Source organism: Streptomyces sp. NPDC099050 (genome assembly GCF_044759865.1).
GTDB lineage: Bacteria > Actinomycetota > Actinomycetes > Streptomycetales > Streptomycetaceae > Streptomyces.
In genome coordinates this window covers 41,803-60,495 of the sequence record NZ_JBIWAE010000028.1, presented here as the reverse complement: position 1 = coordinate 60,495, position 18,693 = coordinate 41,803, and the positions used below count along the sequence as shown (strand labels likewise).

The 18,693-nt window shown below is 73.3% G+C and carries 17 protein-coding genes; 10 read left to right on the top strand and 7 right to left on the bottom strand.

Annotated features, from left to right (window positions below):
• The first annotated feature begins 50 nt into the window (after positions 1-50).
• A complete protein-coding gene (locus tag ACIQV3_RS34245) occupies positions 51-785 on the top strand; it encodes an SDR family oxidoreductase (protein ID WP_403719410.1) in 735 nt (244 codons plus the stop codon).
• Between the two features lie 133 nt (positions 786-918).
• On the opposite strand, the gene ACIQV3_RS34240 is transcribed toward ACIQV3_RS34245, so the two are convergent.
• From ACIQV3_RS34240 to allB, 3 genes are all read right to left on the bottom strand, one after another.
• The gene (locus tag ACIQV3_RS34240; RefSeq protein ID WP_403719408.1) at positions 919-1,374 is read right to left on the bottom strand and encodes a pyridoxamine 5'-phosphate oxidase family protein; all 456 of its coding nucleotides are present in this window, start codon (positions 1,372-1,374) and stop codon (positions 919-921) included.
• Between the two features lie 224 nt (positions 1,375-1,598).
• Positions 1,599-2,717 carry an allantoicase gene (alc, locus tag ACIQV3_RS34235; RefSeq protein WP_327303516.1) on the bottom strand — a complete coding sequence of 373 codons (1,119 nt, stop codon included), beginning with the start codon at positions 2,715-2,717 and terminating at the stop codon, positions 1,599-1,601.
• A gap of 2 nt (positions 2,718-2,719) precedes the next feature.
• Positions 2,720-4,054 carry an allantoinase AllB gene (allB, locus tag ACIQV3_RS34230; protein ID WP_403719553.1) on the bottom strand — a complete coding sequence of 445 codons (1,335 nt, stop codon included), beginning with the start codon at positions 4,052-4,054 and terminating at the stop codon, positions 2,720-2,722.
• 337 nt (positions 4,055-4,391) lie between these two features.
• Between allB and ACIQV3_RS34225 the strand changes: the two genes are divergently transcribed.
• Positions 4,392-5,195 (top strand): IclR family transcriptional regulator, encoded by an 804-nt coding sequence (locus ACIQV3_RS34225; protein ID WP_274550203.1) that lies wholly within the window; start codon positions 4,392-4,394, stop codon positions 5,193-5,195.
• Positions 5,196-5,359: 164 nt separating this feature from the next.
• Here the strand turns inward: ACIQV3_RS34225 and ACIQV3_RS34220 are convergent, their stop codons facing one another.
• Both ACIQV3_RS34220 and ACIQV3_RS34215 read right to left on the bottom strand, forming a co-directional pair.
• Positions 5,360-6,052, bottom strand: coding sequence for an ABC transporter ATP-binding protein (locus ACIQV3_RS34220; protein ID WP_403719405.1), 693 nt, complete (start codon positions 6,050-6,052; stop codon positions 5,360-5,362).
• Entirely contained in the window at positions 6,049-7,140 is a 1,092-nt protein-coding gene (locus ACIQV3_RS34215; RefSeq protein ID WP_403719403.1) for an ABC transporter permease, read from the bottom strand. Before ACIQV3_RS34215 ends, ACIQV3_RS34220 begins: the two co-directional genes overlap by 4 nt.
• Before the next feature lie 134 nt (positions 7,141-7,274).
• Here ACIQV3_RS34215 and ACIQV3_RS34210 point away from each other — a divergent pair, with 134 nt between their 5' ends.
• Positions 7,275-8,486 carry a sensor histidine kinase gene (locus ACIQV3_RS34210; RefSeq protein WP_403719397.1) on the top strand — a complete coding sequence of 404 codons (1,212 nt, stop codon included), beginning with the start codon at positions 7,275-7,277 and terminating at the stop codon, positions 8,484-8,486.
• On the top strand, positions 8,483-9,118 hold the full coding sequence (locus ACIQV3_RS34205) for a response regulator (RefSeq protein ID WP_403719393.1): 636 nt from the start codon (positions 8,483-8,485) through the stop codon (positions 9,116-9,118). Before ACIQV3_RS34210 ends, ACIQV3_RS34205 begins: the two co-directional genes overlap by 4 nt.
• 87 nt (positions 9,119-9,205) lie before the next feature.
• On the opposite strand, the gene ACIQV3_RS34200 is transcribed toward ACIQV3_RS34205, so the two are convergent.
• Entirely contained in the window at positions 9,206-10,687 is a 1,482-nt protein-coding gene (locus tag ACIQV3_RS34200) for a PLP-dependent aminotransferase family protein (protein WP_403719391.1), read from the bottom strand.
• Between the two features lie 88 nt (positions 10,688-10,775).
• Here ACIQV3_RS34200 and ACIQV3_RS34195 point away from each other — a divergent pair, with 88 nt between their 5' ends.
• From ACIQV3_RS34195 to ACIQV3_RS34180, 4 genes are all read left to right on the top strand, one after another.
• Complete coding sequence (locus tag ACIQV3_RS34195; RefSeq protein WP_403719388.1) at positions 10,776-11,024, top strand: hypothetical protein; 249 nt, start codon at positions 10,776-10,778, stop codon at positions 11,022-11,024.
• On the top strand, positions 11,021-11,602 hold the full coding sequence (locus ACIQV3_RS34190) for an NTP transferase domain-containing protein (protein WP_403719548.1): 582 nt from the start codon (positions 11,021-11,023) through the stop codon (positions 11,600-11,602). Before ACIQV3_RS34195 ends, ACIQV3_RS34190 begins: the two co-directional genes overlap by 4 nt.
• A 262-nt stretch (positions 11,603-11,864) precedes the next feature.
• The gene (gene aceB, locus ACIQV3_RS34185) at positions 11,865-13,484 is read left to right on the top strand and encodes a malate synthase A (RefSeq protein WP_403719384.1); all 1,620 of its coding nucleotides are present in this window, start codon (positions 11,865-11,867) and stop codon (positions 13,482-13,484) included.
• A gap of 281 nt (positions 13,485-13,765) precedes the next feature.
• The gene (locus ACIQV3_RS34180) at positions 13,766-14,953 is read left to right on the top strand and encodes a hypothetical protein (protein WP_403719382.1); all 1,188 of its coding nucleotides are present in this window, start codon (positions 13,766-13,768) and stop codon (positions 14,951-14,953) included.
• Positions 14,954-15,005: 52 nt separating this feature from the next.
• Here the strand turns inward: ACIQV3_RS34180 and ACIQV3_RS34175 are convergent, their stop codons facing one another.
• Positions 15,006-17,102, bottom strand: coding sequence for an ATP-binding protein (locus ACIQV3_RS34175; protein WP_403719379.1), 2,097 nt, complete (start codon positions 17,100-17,102; stop codon positions 15,006-15,008).
• Between the two features lie 127 nt (positions 17,103-17,229).
• Here ACIQV3_RS34175 and ACIQV3_RS34170 point away from each other — a divergent pair, with 127 nt between their 5' ends.
• Both ACIQV3_RS34170 and ACIQV3_RS34165 read left to right on the top strand, forming a co-directional pair.
• The gene (locus ACIQV3_RS34170; RefSeq protein WP_403719375.1) at positions 17,230-18,084 is read left to right on the top strand and encodes an Lrp/AsnC family transcriptional regulator; all 855 of its coding nucleotides are present in this window, start codon (positions 17,230-17,232) and stop codon (positions 18,082-18,084) included.
• Positions 18,054-18,329, top strand: a complete 276-nt coding sequence (locus ACIQV3_RS34165) for a hypothetical protein (protein ID WP_403719373.1) — start codon at positions 18,054-18,056, stop codon at positions 18,327-18,329. The genes ACIQV3_RS34170 and ACIQV3_RS34165 overlap by 31 nt, the downstream gene beginning before the upstream one ends.
• The last annotated feature ends 364 nt before the right edge of the window (positions 18,330-18,693 follow it).

The window sequence follows — 18,693 nt, the reverse complement described above, 5'->3', positions numbered from 1 at the left end:
CCAGGGGCGATTTCATTGAACTCGCAACCAACCGACACGGGAGGAACACCATGAACGGCAACGCAGTGGCCCTGGTGACAGGTGGCAGCAGGGGAATCGGCGCGGCGACCGCGCTGCGGCTGGCGCAGGACGGGGCCGACGTCGCGATCACCTACGTCAACGACAGGGCCGCGGCGGCCGGGGTAGTCGGCAAGATCGAGGCGCTCGGCCGGCGCGGCCTGGCCCTGCAAGCCGACGCGGGGGACGCGGAGCGCGCCGCCGGAGCGGTCGAGGAGACGGTACGGGGCCTGGGCCGGCTCGACGTCCTGGTGAACAACGCCGGCGTGGGCCTGCTCGGACCGCTGGAGGGGCTCACGCCCGCGGACGTGGACCGGGTCCTCGCGGTCAACGTCCGGGGCACCTTCCTGACCTCCCGCGCCGCGGCCGGCCGGATGGGCCGGGGCGGGCGGATCATCACCATCGGCAGCTGCATGACCCAGCGCGTGCCGGGGCCGGGCGCCACCCTGTACGCGATGAGCAAGGCGGCGCTGACCGGCCTCACCAAGGCCCTCTCGCGGGAGCTCGGCGAGCGCGGGATCACCGCCAACCTGGTCCATCCGGGCCCCGTGGACACCGACATGAACCCGGCGGACGGCCCCTACGCCGCCTCGCAGTCGGCCTTGACGGCCCTGGGCCGCTTCGCCGCGCCGGAGGAGGTGGCCGCCATGGTGTCCTTCCTGGCGGGCCCGGACTCCGCGTACGTCACGGGCGCCGAGTTCTCGGTGGACGGCGGCCACGCGGCGTAGGCCGCCGTCCGGCCGTCGCGTGCCGTCGCCGGCCGTCGCGTGCCGTTGCAGCCCGTCGCCTGCCGCCGTCCGGCCGTCGCGTGCCGTCGCCGGCCGTCGCGAGCCTGTGGGCCGTGCAGGCCCGGCGAGGCCGTCAGGGCAGCCAGCGGCCGTCCTTCATCAGGTCGCGGCCCGCGATCTCGTCGGCCTCGCGCCAGGCCTGGATCCACACGGGCTCGACCCGGAAGTACGGGTAGGGCGTCTCCAGGCTGCTCGGGTCGAAGCCGGAGTGCGCCGCGAAGGCCTCGATCTCACCGGGCGCGAGCTCAGCCGCCTCCAGCCTGGTCACAGCGCCCTCGACGAGGACCACGTCGCGGGTCGCTCCGAAGGCCAGCCGCGCACGGCCGCTCGCCGCGAGGTTGCGTCCCGTGGGCAGGGTGCGCCCGGTGGACAGCAGGAAGCTCGCTCCGTCCCACCGGAAGGAGAGGGGCACGAGGCAGGCGACGCCCGCGGCGTCCGCGGTGGCGACCCAGACGTCGACGTCGCTCTCGAACCGGGCCAGCGCGTCCTCGCGGCGCTGCTCCGTCGTGCGTGGCGTGCTCTGCGTCATCGTGGCCCCCGGGTGTGTGCCGTCCGCTGTAGCGGCAGGCTAGCGGTCCCGGCGGCCGCACGCCCCGCGGGGGCAACAACGCATGCGCACAAGGACCTTGGGGCGCGAGGACCGCGGGTGCGGCACGAACCCCGCAGGGGCGCGCCGTCGAAACGGTGCGCCCCTGCGGGGTGTTCGCGCATGCCCCGGGGGTGTCGGCCCCCGGGGCGGTGACGAGGCTGGCGTCAGCCGCCCAGCTCCTGGTGGCGGGCGGTGTGCGCGGCGGTGCCGGCCTCCGTCAGCGCGCCGAAGAGGCGCAGACGGGAGAAGCCGCCGTCCGGGAAGATGTCGATGCGCACGTGCGTGCCGACCGCCGGGGCGTCGAGCACGAAGCGGTGGTTGGTGTCGGGCTGCAGGCGGGTGCGCGGCAGGAACTCCGTCCACTCGCCCTCCTCGCCGGTCTTGATCGACAGCGAGGCCCAGCCGGCCGAGTTGCCCTTGAGGTACGCGGTGTCGATCTCGACGGCACGGATCTCGGACTCGGCGACGAGCTGGTAGCGGATCCAGTCGTTGCCGTTGTCACGGCGACGGGCGGTCTCCCAGCCGTCGTCCATCTTGCGGGAGCGGCCCGGGTTGATGGTGTTGGTCGGCGGGGAGTAGAAGCGGTTGGAGGCGTCCTGGACGGAGCCGCCGTTCTCCAGGGCCACCACGTCGAAGGAGCCGAGCGCCGCGAGCCACTTGGGGTCGGGCACGACCTCGCCGTAGACGCGCAGGCGGGCGATGCCGCCGTCGGGGTGCTGGTTGACGCGCAGGTGCGTGAAGCGCTGCTCGACGTCGATCTCGAAGCCGTTGGCCGCGTGGCCGCCGACCGGGGTGCGGGCGACGATGGTCGTCCACTTGATGTCGTCGCCCTGGAGCTCCGCCGGGGTCGGCGCGAGGGCGCCCTCCCAGTTGGTGGCCTCTACGGAGACGGCCTGCGGCATGTTGCCGCGGAAGTGGGCGGTGTCGACGACGATGCCGCGGATGACGCCGGGGGCGCCCAGGCGGACGAGCGCCCAGTCGTGGTCCTCCGGGGTCGGCCAGGGCTGGGTGGCGGAGATGCCGCGGCGGCGGCGGGTCTCCCAGCCGTCCATGACCTTGCCCTTGTGGCCGAAGTCCTCGGGGTCGAAGTGCGCGGCCTCGGAGATCAGCAGGTTCTCGCGCTGGGCGAAGAACTCGTCGTTGGCCTCGATGACACCGGCGCCGAGCTCACGGGCGGCGAGGTTCGCGTACTGGGTGAACGGGAAGTCCGCGCTGCGGTAGTCCGCGTACGGGTCGCCGCCTCCGTACGGGTTCGCGTTGCCGGTGAAGGATTCAATCGCCACTGTCAGTTCTGCCTTTCAAGGAGTCGGCCGGTGGGCTCGGACGGGGTGCCGTGGTCGGCGATCTGCGCGCCGCGCAGCCAGGTGGACTTCACGACACCGTGCAGGGTCTTGCCCGCGTACGCCGTGACCTGGTTGCGGTGGTGCAGTTCCGCGGGGTCCACGGTGAAGGTCTCTTCGGGGGCCAGGACGGCGAAGTCGGCGTCGCGGCCGGCCTCGATCGCGCCCTTGCTCGCCAGACCGGCGAGTGCGGCCGGGGCGGCGGACATCCAGCGGACCACGTCCTCGAGGGTGCGCCCGCGCTTCTTCGCCTCGGTCCAGATGGCCGGAAGGCCCAGCTGGAGGGAGGAGATGCCGCCCCACGCGGTGGCGAAGTCGCCGGTCTTGAGGTCCGCGGTGGAGGGCGAGTGGTCGGAGACGATGCAGTCGATCGTGCCGTCGGCGAGCGCGTCCCACAGGATGTCCTGGTTGGCGGACTCGCGGATGGGCGGGCAGCACTTGAACTCGGTCGCGCCGTCAGGGACTTCCTCGGCCGTGAGGGTGAGGAAGTGCGGGCAGGACTCGACGGTGATCTGCACGCCCTCGGCCTTGGCCGCGGCGATCAGCGGCAGCGCGGAGGCGGAGGACAGGTGCAGGACGTGGACGCGCGCGTTCAGTCGCTTGGCCTGGTCGATCAGGTTCTGGATCGCGGTGTTCTCGGCGTCCTGGGGGCGGGAGGCCAGGAAGTCGGCGTACTTGGGGCCCGGGTTCTGCGGCGCGGACTCCAGGTGGTGCGGGTCCTCGGCGTGCACGATCAGCAGGCCGCCGAAGCCGGTGATCTCGGCGAGCGAGGCGGCCAGCTGCTCCTGGTCGAGCAGGGGGAACTCGTCGACCCCGGAGGGCGACAGGAAGCACTTGAAGCCGAAGACACCGGCGTCGTGCAGCGGACGCAGGTCCTTGACGTTGTCCGGCAGCGCACCGCCCCAGAAGCCCACGTCCACGTGCGCCTTGGCCCGGGCCACGTCCTGCTTGACCACCAGGTTGGCGGTGGTGGTGGTCGGCGGCAGCGAGTTGAGCGGCATGTCGAGGAGGGTGGTGATGCCACCGGCCGCGGCGGCGCGGGTGGCCGTCCAGAAGCCTTCCCACTCGGTACGACCGGGGTCGTTCACGTGGACGTGGGTGTCGACCAGGCCGGGGAGGAGCACGTCGTCGCCGAAGTCCTCCAGCCGGGCACCGGCCGGTACGTCGGCCTCGTACGGCAGCACGGCCGCGATCTTCCCGCCGGCGACGGCCACCGAAGCGGCACGCGTCCCCTCGGGGGTGATGACGCGCGTCGAGCGCAGTACCAGTTCCACAGCCAGGTCGGACACCGGAACCTCCCCATCTACTTCCACAGAGCGAAATTCAACGTTCTGTTGACGGAGTCTTCACGTCGATCCGGAACCAGTCAAGGGCGCCCGGACGGACCACTGACGGCGGCGTATCGCAATTGGAGGTTTCCACAGGATGGAATTAAGATTTCACTATGCAGAATGTAGCTACCACCACGAGGAACCGGACGGGTAACTTCCCGAGGACCTCCGCCACCCGGACAAACCACCTCTGACCGGCGAGGACGGCATTGCCCCGGCCCTAGGGCCGACGCAGACCGACCGGTAGGCTGCTTGCTTGCCTGCCAGCACCGAAAGGACCGCGCCCGTGCCGACGTCCAGCGCCAGCACCACCGACGCCTCCACCAAGCCCACCGCCGCCAGCGGTGGCGTCCAGTCCCTCGAGCGCGCCTTCGATCTCCTCGAACGCATGGCCGACGCCGGAGGTGAGGTCGGACTCAGCGAGCTCTCCGCCGCCAGCGGTCTGCCGCTGCCCACCATCCATCGCCTCATGCGCACCCTCGTGGCGTGCGGCTACGTCCGGCAGCAGCCCAACCGACGGTACTCCCTCGGACCCCGGCTGATCCGCCTCGGCGAGTCCGCGTCGCGGCTGCTGGGCACCTGGGCCCGCCCCTACCTGGCGCGTCTGGTGGAGGAGACCGGCGAGACCGCGAACATGGCCCTGCTCGACGGGGACGAGATCGTCTACGTCGCCCAGGTGCCGTCCAAGCACTCCATGCGCATGTTCACCGAGGTCGGCCGCCGGGTGCTGCCGCACTCCACCGGCGTGGGCAAGGCGCTGCTCGCCTACACCCCCGCGGACGAGGTACGTGCCCTGCTCTCGCGCACCGGGATGCCGGCCGCGACCGAGAAGACCATCACCACCCCCGAGGGCTTCCTGGAGGCCCTGGAGGTCGTCCGGCGGGTGGGCTACGCGGTCGACGACAACGAGCAGGAAATAGGAGTCCGCTGCCTGGCGGTCTCCGTGCCGAACTCGCCGACCGCCGCCGCGATCTCCATCTCCGGCCCGGCCGGCCGGGTGACCGAGGCCGTCGCCGAGTCCTTCGTGCCGATCCTCCAGGGCGTCGCGGCCGAGCTGTCGGTGGCCCTGCAGAGCCAGAACCCCGCGTAGGCCTGGCCGGGCGGTAGACGCGGAAAGAGCCCGGCGCCCCCTCTCAGCGGGGGCGCCGGGCTCTCGCGTACTCCCCCGGCGCGCGGCGGGCGGGTCGCCCGGGGCCGCGCGGGAAGGGCCCTCCGGCCGGGCCACCGGAGGGGCCGCGCGGGAGATCGCGCGGGTCAGGCCGCCGGGACGGACCGCGCGCCCTGCGTCAGACGGCCATCGGTCATCGTCGCCGTGGCGTCCATCCGCTCCAGGTGGGCGTGGTCGTGGGTGACCAGCACGGTGGCGGTGGAGCGCTCCCGGGTGAGGGTGACCAGCAGGTCCAGGACCGCGGCCCCGCGCTCGTGGTCGAGGGCGCTGGTGGGCTCGTCGACCAAGAGCACGGCGGGGTCGTTCATCAGGGCGCGGGCGATGTTGATCCGCTGGCGCTGCCCCCCGGAGAGCTGGTGCGGCCGCTTGTCGGCCTTGTCGGCCAGCCCGACCGCGTCCAGCAGCTCCAGGGCCCGCCCCCGTACGGCCCGTGCGGGGCGGCCCGAGAGGTGGGCCATGACCTGGAGCTGTTCGGCGGCGGTGAGCGAGGCCAGCAGGTTCGGCTGCTGGAAGACGATGCCGATCTTCTCCCGGCGCAGCGCCGACTTCTCGCCCGGGCCGAGCTCCGAGGCGTCCTGCCCCGCCACGACCACCCGGCCGCTGTCGGGCGTGACCAGGGTGGCGGCGACCGCCAGCAGGCTGGACTTCCCGGAACCGGAGGGGCCGACCACCGCCGTCAGGGTGCCCGCGGGCACCTCCAGGCCGACCGCGTCCAGCGCCGTGAGGCGGCCGTCGCCGTCCGGGTAGGTGAGGGTCACGTCGTGCACGAGCAGGGTCATCGGGCGCTCCCGAGGGCGGTCAGGGGGTCTACGGCGGTGATCCGCCGGATGGACAGGGCGGCGCCCAGCGCGCCGAGCGCGATCATGACGGCGGCCGGGACCAGCACGGTGGCGGCGTCGAGCACGAAGGGCACGTCGCCGCCGCTGATCAGCGCTCCGAAGCCGGCAGCGAGCGCGGTGCCCGCACCGGTGCCGAGCGCCAGCATCACCACGGCCTGCCCGAGGGCGTCCTTGAGGAGGTAGGGGGTGGAGGCACCCAGTGCCTTCAGCACGGCGATGTCCCCGCTGCGCTGGATGGTCCACACCGTGAAGAAGGCTCCTATGACGAGGGCCGAGATGGCGAAGAGGAACCCGCGCATCAGCTGGAGCGAGCCGTTCTCGGAGGTGTAGGAGCCGATCGCGCTCAGGGCTTCGCCGACGGTCTGCGCCTCGGTGGCGGTGGCCCGGTCGCCGGCCGCCCAGTCGACCCCGTCCCTGCCGTCCAGGGCCACGACGGTGGCGAGGGTGCCGATGGAGGTGCCGGGGTTCCCGACGCGCTGCCAGTCGTTGAGGTCCATCCAGACGACCGGGGTGTGGCTGTATGCGGCGGTGCCGGAGACCGCGGCCACGGTCAGCTCGACCTGGCCGATCCTGAGCTTGGATCCGGCGGTCAGCCCGCCGAGCTCCTTGGCGGCCTTCTCGGTGAGGACCACCTGCCCCTGGGTGAGCCCGCTCCCCCGGGGCGCGAGGGAGCCCGCCGGGTCCACGCCGAATACGGACACGCCCGCCGTGCGCTCACCCGAGACCACGTTGGTGGTGCGGATGCCGAGCGGCTGGGCCGAGGTCACCCCGGGCTGCTCCCGCCAGGCCAGCCAGGCCTTCTCGGGCACCTGGGAGTTGGTGAAGGAGACCTTCTGGTCCCCGGTGGGCGCGGCGAACGCGAGGCGGGTGGTGGCGGGCAGGCCGGTGATGGCCGAGATGTTCTCCCGGGCCAGTCCCGCGGTGAGCCCGGACAGCAGGCCGACCAGCAGCGTGATCAGCAGCACCACCGAGCCCATCAGGGCGAAGCGGCCCTTCGCGAACCGTAGATCTCTCCATGCGACGAACATGTTCCCCACCTTGGTCTTCCGCGTGGACACAAGGCATCGCGCCACAGTAGAGATCCTCGTATCGAAGGGCGCACCAAGACATCAATCCTTTGGTTGACCGGGGCACCCGGACCCGGACTTACGCTGGTCAGGCCATGACTGCTCCCCTCCCGCCCCCCGCGCCCGGCGCCTCCGGCGCCCGCACCCTCACCCCCGTCTCCCGCGTCCTGCGACTGTGCCTGCACGCGCTGCTCTTCGGCCTGCTCGCCCTCGCCGCCGGGCGGGCCGTCGCCGACTCCGCGCCGCGCGCGGGCTGGGTGGTCGCGGCCTGCGCGGTGCTGGCCGCCGTGTACCTGGCGGGCGTACGGGCCCCCGTGGTGCACAGCTCGGCGCGCGCCGGGGCGGTGTGGCTGGCCGGATTGTTCGCCGCCTGGGCCGCGCTGCTGGTGGTCTCCCCCGACGGGCTGTGGATCGCCTTCCCGCTGTACTTCCTGGAGCTGCACCTGCTGCGGCTGCGCTGGGGGGTGGCCGCCGTCGCGGTGACGGCGGCGGCGGCGATCGGCGGGTTCTCGGCCCACAGCAGCGCGGTGACCCCGGGGGCCTTCCTCGGGCCGCTGCTGGGCGGCGCCGTGGCGGTGGCGACCGTACTGGGCTACCAGGCGCTGTACCGGGAGAGCGAGCGGCGCCGCGAGCTGATCGAGGAGCTCATCACGACCCGGGCCGAGCTGGCCGCGGCCGAGCGGAACGCCGGGATCCTGGCGGAACGGGAGCGCCTGGCCCGGGAGATCCACGACACCCTCGCCCAGGGCCTGTCCTCCATCCAGCTGCTCCTGCGGGCCGCGGAGCGCAGCCTGCCCGAGGGCTCGGCGGCCCTTCCGCACATCGGCCGGGCCCGGGAGGCCGCCCAGGAGAACCTCGCCGAGGCGCGTCGCTTCGTACGGGCCCTCACGCCTCCGGACCTGGAGCACGGGTCGCTGCCGGCCGCGCTGGAACGCTTGTGCTCGGGAGCGCCGGGCCCCCGGGTCCGCTTCTCCCTGAGCGGCACCCCGCGCCCCCTCCCCACGCCCTACGAGGTGGCACTGCTGCGGATCGCGCAGTCGGCGCTGGCCAATGTGGTGCGGCACGCGGGGGCCGGGCGCGCCGAGATCACCCTGACCTTCATGGACTCCTCGGTGACCCTGGACATCGTCGACGACGGCAAGGGCTTCGACCCCACGTCCGCGCCCTCCGGCGAGGGCGGCTTCGGACTGCCCGCGATGCGCTCGCGCGCCGAGACCCTCAGCGGCCTGTTCACGGTCGAATCCGCCCCCGGCCAGGGCACCGCCGTGGCCGTCACCCTTCCCCTGCCCGCGGAGGCCCTGTCATGACGATCCGGCTGCTCCTCGCCGACGACCACCCGGTGGTCCGGGCCGGGCTGCGCGCGGTGCTGGACACGGAGCCGGACTTCGAGGTGGTGGCGGAGGCGGCGACGGCGGAACGGGCGGTGGAACTGGCCGCCTCCGCGGGGGTCGACGTGGTCCTGATGGACCTCCAGTTCGGCCCGGGCGGCGGCATGCACGGCTCGGCGGCCACGGCCCTGATCACGGCCGGCTCCCCGTCCCCCCGGGTGCTGGTCCTGACCACCTACGACACGGACGCGGACATCCTGGCGGCGGTGGAGGCGGGCGCCTCCGGCTACCTCCTCAAGGACGCCCCGCCGGAGGAACTGGCGGCGGCGGTCCGCACCGCGGCGGCCGGCCAGTCGGCGCTGGCCCCGGCGGTGGCACTGCGCCTGATGGACCGCATGCGCACCCCTGCCGAAGCCCTGACCAAGCGCGAACTGGAGGTCCTCCAGCTCGTCGCGGACGGCCTGTCGAACCAGCAGATCTCCAAACAGCTCTTCCTGAGCCAGGCCACGGTCAAATCCCACCTGGTCCACATCTACGCGAAGCTCGGCGTCGACTCCCGCACCTCGGCCGTGGCCACGGCGGCGACCCGCCGTCTGATCCGCACGCCGTAGGCACGGCCCTTCCGGCCGTCCGGCGTTCGAGGACCGGGGAACGGTGGCCGGGGAACGGTGGCAGGGCGGGGAGGGGACTTCGCCGCGCTACGCCACCCAGTACGGCCGCTCGATCGCCGAAGGCAGCGGCACGCCCCCGTGGAAGGCCTCCGCGAGTCTGCGTACGCCCTCGTCCAGCCACCGCGCCGACAGCGTGTACGGGATCCGCAGCCGGTGCTCGAAGGTCCCGGGGTCCACCCCGAAGCGCGCGCCCTGGCCGATGCTGACCCCGGCCGCCGCCGCCCGGTCCGCCAGCGCGGAGCTGACCGGCTCGCCCAGGTCCACCCAGAGCGAGAGTCCGCCCGGCGGCACCTGCCAGGACCATTCCGGGGTGTGCCGCTCCAGCGAGGCGATGAGCGCCGCCCGCTGCCCGCGCACCTGCTCCAGCCGTGCGGGCAGCGTCCGCTCCAGGCCTTCCAGCAGCGGGAGCGCGACCAGCTGGTCCAGGACCGAGCCGGTCATGTCGACCGCCACCCGTACCGCCGTCAGCTCGGTGATCATCTTGGCGGTGGCCCGGATCCACCCGACCCGCAGCCCGCCCCAGTGCGTCTTGCTCAGCGAGCCGATGGTCACCACGTGATCGGCCCCGCCGCGCGGCGCGAGCGAGGCCAGCGGGGCGGGCGCCGGCACGTCGAGCGCGATGTCGGCGATGGTCTCGTCGACCACCAGCCAGGTCCCGGTCCGCCGGGTCGCCTCCAGCAGCCGCAGCCGCTGCTCCTGCGGCATCAGCGCACCCGTCGGGTTGTGGAAGTCGGGGATCACGTACGCGAGCCTCGGCACGGTCTGGCGCAGCGCGGACTCGGCTATCTCCAGGTCCCAGCCCGCGTCGGAGACGGCGATCGAACCGGTGCGCAGCCGCGCGTGGCGCAGGGCGTCCAGGGCGTTGGCGTAGGTCGGGCTCTCGGTCATCACCCGGTCCCCGGGCTGGCACAGCAGGCTCACCACCAGCGCGAACGCCTGCTGCGCGCCCGCCGTGACGAGGATCTGCTCCGGGCGGGTCGCCAGTCCCCGGCGGGTGAACCGCTCCGCGATGGCGGTGCGCAGGTCGGGGAGCCCGAAGGGGTGGTAGCCGGGGCTGCGGGCGAAGGCCGGGAGTCTGGGCGCGGCCCAGGCCAGGGCGTCGGTGAGGGTGTCCTCGGCGGCGCCCATGGCGGCGATGGCGAGGTCGATGCCGGGGTCGCCGTCGGCGTGGTGGCCGCCGACGATGGCGTGCGCGCCGACCGGGCGGTGGCCTTCGGGGAGCTCGGTCCAGGTGCCGGAACCGCGGCGGCTGCGGACGTAGCCGCTCTCGCGCAAGAGGTCGTAGGCGCCGGTGACGGTGGCCCGGCTGGCGCCGATCGCCTCGGCGAGCTCGCGTTCGGCGGGCAGCCGCACGTGCAGGGCGATCCGGCCGTCGAGGATCAGGGTGCGGACCGCGTCGGCCAGGGCCCGGTACCCGGGGCGCGCCCGTACCTCCGCCGGGAGCAGGGCCGCGAGCTGGCGGCTGCCGATCGTTCTGTCCGCCGTCTGGACCACTCGCCCGTTTGCCATGCCAACCTCCCCTGATTGGCTCTGCCAGCCAGGCCAATCCAGGTCCAGACTCGCTGTATTGGCCGCCGATTGGCAAGGAGATGCCGCAATGTTGACGAGGCTGACCGACCGTGACGAACGGGCCCTGCTCGCCGCCGCCGAGAACCGGATCGCCGAGCCCCTGCGCGTGGGGGCCGCGCTGGCCGCCGTACGGCGCCTCCTGCGGCGCGAGCGAGAATCGGGGACATGTCAGCCCACAGCAGCACACCGGACCAGCACCAGCACCGGCTCGAGCACCGGTACGAGCACGAGCACCGGCACCGCGCGGCGGCAGCCGACGGCTCCGCTCCCCCGGTGATCGCCGGTCTCCTCCTCGCGGCCGGCGGCGGCCGGCGCCTCGGCGGCCGCCCGAAGGCGCTGCTGACCTACCGGGGCCGCCCGCTGGTGGAGAACGCCGTACGGGTCCTGCGCGAGGCCGGATGCGGCCCGCTGCACGTGGTGCTCGGCGCCTCCGCGGCCGAGGTGCGCGAGCGGGCGGACCTGAGCGGCTGCGTGGTGACCGACAACCCGGACTGGGCCGAGGGCATGGGCTCCTCCCTGCGGGTCGGCCTCGCCTCGCTGGCCGGTACGGGCGCCGGCGCGGCCCTGGTCTCCCTGGTGGACCAGCCGGGCATCGGCCCCGAGGCGGTGGCCCGGGTCCGGGCCGCCTACCGCTCCCCGGCGAGCCTGGTCGCGGCGGCCTACGACGGCGAGCGCGGGCACCCGGTGCTCTTCGGGGCGGAGCGCTGGCCGGACATCGTGGCGACCGCCACGGGCGACAAGGGCGCGCGGGTGCACCTGACGAAGTACGCGACGGAGCTCACTTTGGTCGAGTGCGGGGACGTCGCGGAGGCCTTCGACATCGACACCCCTCCCGACCTGGCACGACTCGCCTGAGCGGGCTGTGACCACGGTGGCACTGAGGGCCACCGGGAGCCGGCCGGGAAGTGGAATCTGTCGACTCAGAGAATCTCGACATCAACAAACCATTGAACTTCCACCATGAGGAAATTACTATCCACTGGTCAGAAGCGCCCTGAACCCCCAGACGGCGCCCGCGACCGTATCCCGGAACTCTCCACACCCGACGGCACTGCGTGCCGTCTCGCGCGAGCATTCCCCGCGGCCGCCAGGCACCGCCGCTGAAGGAGTGACAGATATGTCCGCACCAGCGCCGTCATCGCTGGCCATCGTCGACGCCGAGCCCCTGCCCCGGCAGGACGAGGTCCTCACCGACGCGGCTCTCGCCTTCGTCGCGGAGCTCCACCGGCGGTTCGCCCCCCGCCGCGCCGAGCTCCTCGCCCGCCGCTCCGTGCGCCGCGCCGAGATCGCCCGCACTTCCACGCTCGACTTCCTCCCGGACACCGCACAGGTCCGCGAGGGCGACTGGAAGGTGGCGCCGGCCCCGGCCGCGCTGAACGACCGCCGTGTGGAGATCACCGGTCCGACGGACCGCAAGATGACCATCAACGCCCTGAACTCGGGCGCCAAGGTCTGGCTCGCCGACTTCGAGGACGCCTCGGCTCCCACCTGGGAGAACGTGGTCCTCGGCCAGCTCAACCTGATCGACGCCTACGAGCGCCGCATCGACTTCACCGACGCCCGCACCGGCAAGGCCTACGCCCTCAAGCCCGCCGAGGAGCTCGCCACCGTCGTGATGCGCCCCCGCGGCTGGCACCTGGAGGAGCGCCACCTGCGGTTCGAGGGCGGCCCGGCCTCCGGTTCCCTCGTCGACTTCGGCCTGTACTTCTTCCACAACGCCAAGCGCCTCATCGCACTCGGCAAGGGCCCGTACTTCTACCTGCCGAAGACCGAGTCCCACCTGGAAGCGCGCCTCTGGAACGAGATCTTCGTCTTCGCCCAGGACTACGTCGGCATCCCGCAGGGCACCGTCCGCGCGACCGTCCTGATCGAGACGATCACGGCCGCGTACGAGATGGAAGAGATCCTCTTCGAGCTGCGCGACCACGCGGCGGGCCTGAACGCCGGCCGCTGGGACTACCTCTTCTCCATCGTCAAGAACTTCCGTGACGGCGGCGAGAAGTTCGTCCTGCCGGACCGCAACGCGGTGACGATGACCGCCCCCTTCATGCGGGCGTACACCGAACTCCTCGTCAAGACCTGCCACAAGCGCGGCGCGCACGCCATCGGCGGCATGGCGGCCTTCATCCCGTCCCGCAAGGACGCCGAGATCAACAAGGTCGCCTTCGAGAAGGTCAAGGCCGACAAGGACCGCGAGGCCGGCGACGGCTTCGACGGCTCCTGGGTCGCCCACCCCGACCTGGTTCCGATCGCGATGGCCTCCTTCGACGCCGTCCTGGGCGAGAAGCCGAACCAGAAGGACCGCCTCCGCGAGGACGTCCACGTCGCCGCCGGCGAGCTCATCGCGATCGACTCCCTCGACGCGAAGCCCACGTACGACGGCCTGCGCAACGCCGTCCAGGTCGGCATCCGCTACATCGAGGCCTGGCTGCGCGGCCTCGGCGCCGTCGGCATCTTCGGCCTGATGGAGGACGCCGCCACCGCCGAGATCTCGCGCTCGCAGATCTGGCAGTGGATCAACGCCGGCGTGGTCTTCGAGAACGGCAAGCTCGCCACCGCCGACCTCGCCCGCGAGGTCGCGGCCGCCGAACTCGCCGCGATCCGCGCCGAGGTCGGCGAGGAGGCCTTCACCTCCGGCAAGTGGCAGCAGGCCCACGACCTCCTGCTCCAGGTCTCCCTCGACGCCGACTACGCGGATTTCCTCACCCTCCCCGCGTACGACCAGCTCATCGGCTGACACCCCGTCTTCGGCTGAATCGCACAGCAGCCGAAAACCCCAGCGGTACGACAGCGCCCCCGAAGCCTTCCGGCTCCGGGGGCGCTGTCGTGCGTCCGGGCGCCGGTCCTCCCCGAACGACCGATCGGTTGTTACTTGTTCGTAACTTGCCTGTACCTAGCGGTAACAACGCGCGGGGTGACACCTTTCCGATTGCCACCGGCCGGAGGTAACCCCCACTTACCCCGCCATGCACCGGAGTTGTTCCGGGATTCCGCATGGCCGACCGCAGGAGTTCCGCAGTGATCGGATTCCGCAACGACAGCATGGACCGGGCCCGTCGGGTGCGACGACTGGCCGGGATCGGGATGGCGGCGGCGCTCGGCGCCGGTGCTCTGGTCGCCGGAGGGGCCGGGACGGCCGTGGCCGGGCCGGGGAGCGGACCCACGGCCGTGGTGTCCCTCGGCGACAGCTACATCTCCGGGGAGGCCGGCCGCTGGAAGGGCAACAGCCTGACCAACAGCGGGAGCCGGACCGGCAGCGACCGGGCCTGGGTGAGCGGCAGCAGCTACGACCCCGCCAAGGTCTACGGTGCCACCGCGGGCGGATGCCACCGGTCGGACTCCGCCGAGGTGAAGAGCGCCGGGGCCATCGCCGACGTCGCGATCAACCTGGCCTGCTCCGGGGCGGTCTCGCAGAACGTGTTCCGGGCCGCCAACGGCGGTGTCGCCTTCAAGGGCGAGGCCCCGCAGGCCGATCAGCTCGCCGCCGTGGCCGCGAGCAACAACATCAAGGTCATCGCGCTGTCCATCGGCGGCAACGACCTCGGCTTCGCCGACATCATCAAGAAGTGCGCGTACGACTTCGTGCTGTGGGGCTCCTACTGCTACGACGACCAGCAGGAGGGGGTGAACGCGAAGATCGACGGCGTGATGGCCGATGTCGCCAAGTCCCTGGACGAGGTGCGGGCGGTCATGCGCGGCGCGGGCTACGCCGACTCCTCGTACCGGATCGTGCTCCAGTCCTACCCGTCGCCGATCCCGCGCGGCGCGGAGAACCGGTACACCCAGAGCGACTGGAGCCGGCTCAACACCGGCGGGTGCCCCTTCTGGAACAGGGACTCCGACTGGGCGCGGGACTCGCTCGTGCCGCAGATCGCCGGCCGGCTGAAGGCGGTCGCCGCGGCGAAGGGCGTCCAGTTCCTGGACCTGAAGGACATGATGCAGGGGCGCGAGGTCTGCGCGAAGGCGAGCAAGCAGGTGACGACCGCGGCGCCGGCCTCGGCGAAGACGAGCGAGTGGGCGCGCTGGATCGACAGCAGCGAGACGCAGGGGCTGGTCCAGGAGTCCATGCACCCGAACTACTTCGGGCAGCTGGCGGCCGGGCGCTGTCTGGCGCTGGTCGTGGCGCAGCCGGCGGGCAGCGGGTTCGGCTGCAAGAACACCGCGGGGGCCGACCAGAGCGGGATGTACCTGACGCCGGCGCCGTAGCCGGGCGAAGCCCTTCGCCGATATTCGGGTGATCGCGTGCGGTGCCGCCCGGTCAGGCCGGCTGGCCGGGCAGCTCCGGCAGCAGTTCGCGCAGCGGTGTGCGGGCGCCGGAGGTGTAGGCCGCGCGGAAGGCCTGCGGGGTGAGGCGGGCGCTGAGCGTGGGCTGGACGCGGGGGGACCGGGCCGCGCGCGGGCGGATGTGGGAGACCGCGCCGAGGAGGCGGGCGGCTTGGGCGTAGCGGCCCTGGTCCGCCTCCAGTTCGGCGAGGAGTTCCACCGAGAAGGCCTGCCCGAGGGTGTCGTCCAGCGCGAACTGGGTCCGTAGTGCGCTCAGCAGTTCGGTACGGGCCCGTGCCGGGTGGCCCTCGTGGCGCTGGACCAGGGCGTGGGCGTAGCTCACCCAGGACCGGGCCCACAGGTCGGCCGAGCCGTCCGGCGCGCTGCCCGGCGGGTCCTCATCGACCGGGACCGCGGCCGGGTCCGTACGGGCGGCCGCCAGGGTGCGCGCGGCCCGCAGGGCCTGGCGGCCGGGGCCGAACCCGGGATCCGCCGGGAGGAGTTCCAGGCCTTCCCGGTATTCCTCCGCGGCGGCCTCGTACCGACCCTCCCACAGGGCGATCGTCCCGCGCAGGTGCGCGAGGTACGCCAGGCAGGTGTCCTCCCCCTCGTACACGGCCGCGGTCCACGCCTCCACCAGCAGCGGATCGGCCCCGTCCGACTCCCCGAACGCGGCGACCAGCCACGCCGCGAGCCACAGCGCCCGGGCGGGCCGGGGAGCGGGGTGCACGGCCAGGGCCCGTTCCACCTGCCTGCGCCCCTCCGCGGCCATCCCGCAGGCGGTCCACAGGAACCACAGGGACACGGCGATCTCCAGGGCCGCGCCGGGCCCTCCGGCGGCGAGCGGGTTCATCGCCGCGCGCAGCTCGGGGAGTTCCCGCAGGGCGAGGGCGCGCGCCTCCCGCTGCGCGCCGGCGCGCCACAGCCGCGCGGCTCGCTCCGCCACCACCCGGGAGCGTTCGCGGTGGCGCCGGGCCGTCGTCGGGCCGTCCCCGGCGGGTCCGTGCGCGAGCCGCCGGGCCGCGTACGCCCGTACGGACAGCGGCAGCCGGTAGCGGCCCGGACCGGCGTCCGCGAGCAGGCCCGGGGCCAGCCGGAGCAGTGCCTCGACGGCGGTGTCCGGGGTCAGGGCTCCGAAGCCGCAGACCTCGGCGACGGCCGCCCTGTCGAAGGATCCGGCGAAGACGGAGAGCCGTTCCCAGAGCAGGCGTTCGGCGGGCGAGGCCAGCCGCAGCGAGCGTTCCGCGTCGACCCGGGTGCTGCGGCCGGCGCCGCCCGCGAGGAAGCCCAGCGGGTCGGAGCCGAGTCTGCGGAGCGCCTGCGCGGGCGCGTACTGGTGCGAGCGCCCCGCCGCGAGCTCCAGTGCGCCGGGGATCCCGTCGAGCGCCCGGCACAGCGCGGCCACGGCGCCCGCGTTGCGGTCGGTCAGCTCGAAGAAGGGGTCCGCGCCGCGCGCCCGCTCCTCGAAGAGCCGTACGGCCGCGTAGCCGGCGACGTCGGCGACGTCGGCGACGTCGGCGAGGTCGGCGAGGTCGGCGAGGTCGGCGAGGTCGGCGACCGGGAACCGCCGCGCGGGTTCGGGCGGACCGTGCCCCGGCGGGACCGACGGCGCCGGGACCAGAGGCTGCACGGAGGGCGCGGTCGGCACCGACAGCGGCGGTACGGCGAGCACCGCTTCCCCGGCGAGCCGCAGCCGCCGCTGCGACGTGGCCAGAATCCGTAGCCCCGGCAGCCGCAGCAGCCCGGCCGCGAGCCCCGCACCGGCCTCCCCCAGCTGTTCGCAGCCGTCGAGCACGAGCAGCGCCTCATGCCCCGCGAGCCGTTCGGCGAGCTCCGCTCCGAGAGCCTCCCAGCACCGCTCGGGCAGGGCCGCGAGGTCCGCCCAGACGACGTCCAGGCCCTCGCTGTCGCCCAGGGTGCGGACCGTGCGCACCGCTAGCCGGGTCTTGCCGATGCCGGCCGGTCCGGTGAGCGTGACCAGGCGTTCCGTGGCGAGCAGGGCGGCGAGGGTCGTGAGCTCCCGCTCCCGCCCGATGAAGCTCGACAATTCGGCGGGCACCGCCTGCCGCACGCCCGAGCCGGCCTCCCCCACACGTCCTCCCGCGATGTCCGAAACGTGCGCACCTTCATGTGGTCAACAGTTGAACGCACAAAGAGAGATGATCGGCTCATCATCCCGTTGTTCCGCCACCGACCGGGAGAACCACCAAGGGGAGGGTATGAACTCGGCCATTTCCGCCATCGACGACACGGACCGGGCACTCGTCCACGCGCTCCAGCTCGCACCTCGCGCGAGCTGGGAACTGCTGGGTCCGGTGCTCGGAGCGCGCCCGGACACCCTGGCGCGCCGCTGGGAGCGGCTCACCGGGTCCGGCGAGGCGTGGCTGAGCGGACTCGGCCTGCGCACCGGCGTCACGAAGCCCTGCATGGCGTGGGTGGAGGTCACGTGCGCCGCGGGCACCTCGCCTTCGGTGGGGGACGCGCTCGTCGCGGATCCGCACGCCCTGGGCGTCGAACACACCACCGGGAGCCGGGAACTGCTCGTCTTCGTGGCCGTACCCGACCTGCCGACGCTGTACTCCTACCTGTCCTCCCGGGTGCAGCGGATCCCGGGCGTGCTCGGCACCCGCACCTCGATGGTGACGGCGGTGCACTACGCCCCGGACCGCTGGCGCCTGGACCAGCTGACTCCGGGCCAGATCGGCCTGCTGACCAGGCGGACCCGGCGGCCGGCTTCCGCCGCTCCGGACCGGCCGGCGGTGGCGCCGCTCCAGACGGAGGACCGGCCGCTGGTCCTGGCCCTGGCCTCGGACGCGCGGCGCAGCGTGGCCTCGCTGGCGCGGGAGTTCGAGATGAGCGAGTCGACGGTACGGCGCCGACTGGCGCGGCTGGAGGGCGGGCTGAGCCTGCGCTACAGCTGCGCGCTGGCCTCCGGGCTGTCGGGCTGGCCGGTCTCGGCCACGCTGTGGGCGGAGGCCTCCGAATTCGAGCTCGCCGACTGCGCGCGGCGGTGGCCGCGGGGCTGCGCGAGACCCGTATCTGCATGTCCGTCAGCGGCCCCTGGAACTTCATGATCAGTGCCCGGCTGCGCACGGTGGAGGACCTGTCCCGCTACACGGCGGAACTCACCCGACGGCTGCCGGGCCTGCGCATCACCGACTCGGCGGTGGCCCTCCAGGTCCGCAAGACGGAGGCCCAGGAACTGGACCGCCGCGGCCACCGCGTGCGCACGGTCCCCCCGGACATCTGGTCGGCCCCGGTACCTGACTGTTCCGGCCACGCCCGGGGGCACCTCCCGGCGGTGGCTGGGGGAGTTTGAGGCGCGCGGGGTCCGGGGCGGAGCCCGGGGAACCCCGGCGGGAGGTCCGGGGCAGAGCCCGGAAACCCCCGCGCGGGGTCCGGGGCCAGAGCCCGGAAACCCCCGCGGGAGGTCCGGGGCCAGAGCCCGGAAACCCCCGCGGGAGGTCCGGGGCCAGAGCCCGGAAACCCCCGCGCGGGGTCCGGGGCAGAGCCCGGAAACCCCCGCGCGGGGTCCGGGGCCAGAGCCCCGGAAACCCCGGCCGAAGCCGGCCCGCTCTGCCACCGGTCCGCCCCGACAACGCGTACGGCGGTGCGGACGCCAACCCCGCAGTGGGTGACGTACGCACCGCCGTATCCCGCGCACGGACCGGGCAGAACCCGTT

Excerpts from the sequence above, each read along its gene's own strand:
- ACIQV3_RS34205 (WP_403719393.1), top strand. The coding sequence starts at position 8,483 with ATGACGATCCGGCTGCTCCTCGCCGACGACCACCCGGTGGTCCGGGCC.
- ACIQV3_RS34245 (WP_403719410.1), top strand. The coding sequence starts at position 51 with ATGAACGGCAACGCAGTGGCCCTGGTGACAGGTGGCAGCAGGGGAATC.
- ACIQV3_RS34195 (WP_403719388.1), top strand. The coding sequence starts at position 10,776 with ATGTTGACGAGGCTGACCGACCGTGACGAACGGGCCCTGCTCGCCGCC.
- ACIQV3_RS34240 (WP_403719408.1), bottom strand. The coding sequence starts at position 1,374 with ATGACGCAGAGCACGCCACGCACGACGGAGCAGCGCCGCGAGGACGCG.
- aceB (WP_403719384.1), top strand. The coding sequence starts at position 11,865 with ATGTCCGCACCAGCGCCGTCATCGCTGGCCATCGTCGACGCCGAGCCC.
- ACIQV3_RS34165 (WP_403719373.1), top strand. The coding sequence starts at position 18,054 with ATGTCCGTCAGCGGCCCCTGGAACTTCATGATCAGTGCCCGGCTGCGC.
- ACIQV3_RS34200 (WP_403719391.1), bottom strand. The coding sequence starts at position 10,687 with ATGGCAAACGGGCGAGTGGTCCAGACGGCGGACAGAACGATCGGCAGC.
- ACIQV3_RS34210 (WP_403719397.1), top strand. The coding sequence starts at position 7,275 with ATGACTGCTCCCCTCCCGCCCCCCGCGCCCGGCGCCTCCGGCGCCCGC.
- ACIQV3_RS34215 (WP_403719403.1), bottom strand. The coding sequence starts at position 7,140 with ATGTTCGTCGCATGGAGAGATCTACGGTTCGCGAAGGGCCGCTTCGCC.
- ACIQV3_RS34220 (WP_403719405.1), bottom strand. The coding sequence starts at position 6,052 with ATGACCCTGCTCGTGCACGACGTGACCCTCACCTACCCGGACGGCGAC.
- ACIQV3_RS34170 (WP_403719375.1), top strand. The coding sequence starts at position 17,230 with ATGAACTCGGCCATTTCCGCCATCGACGACACGGACCGGGCACTCGTC.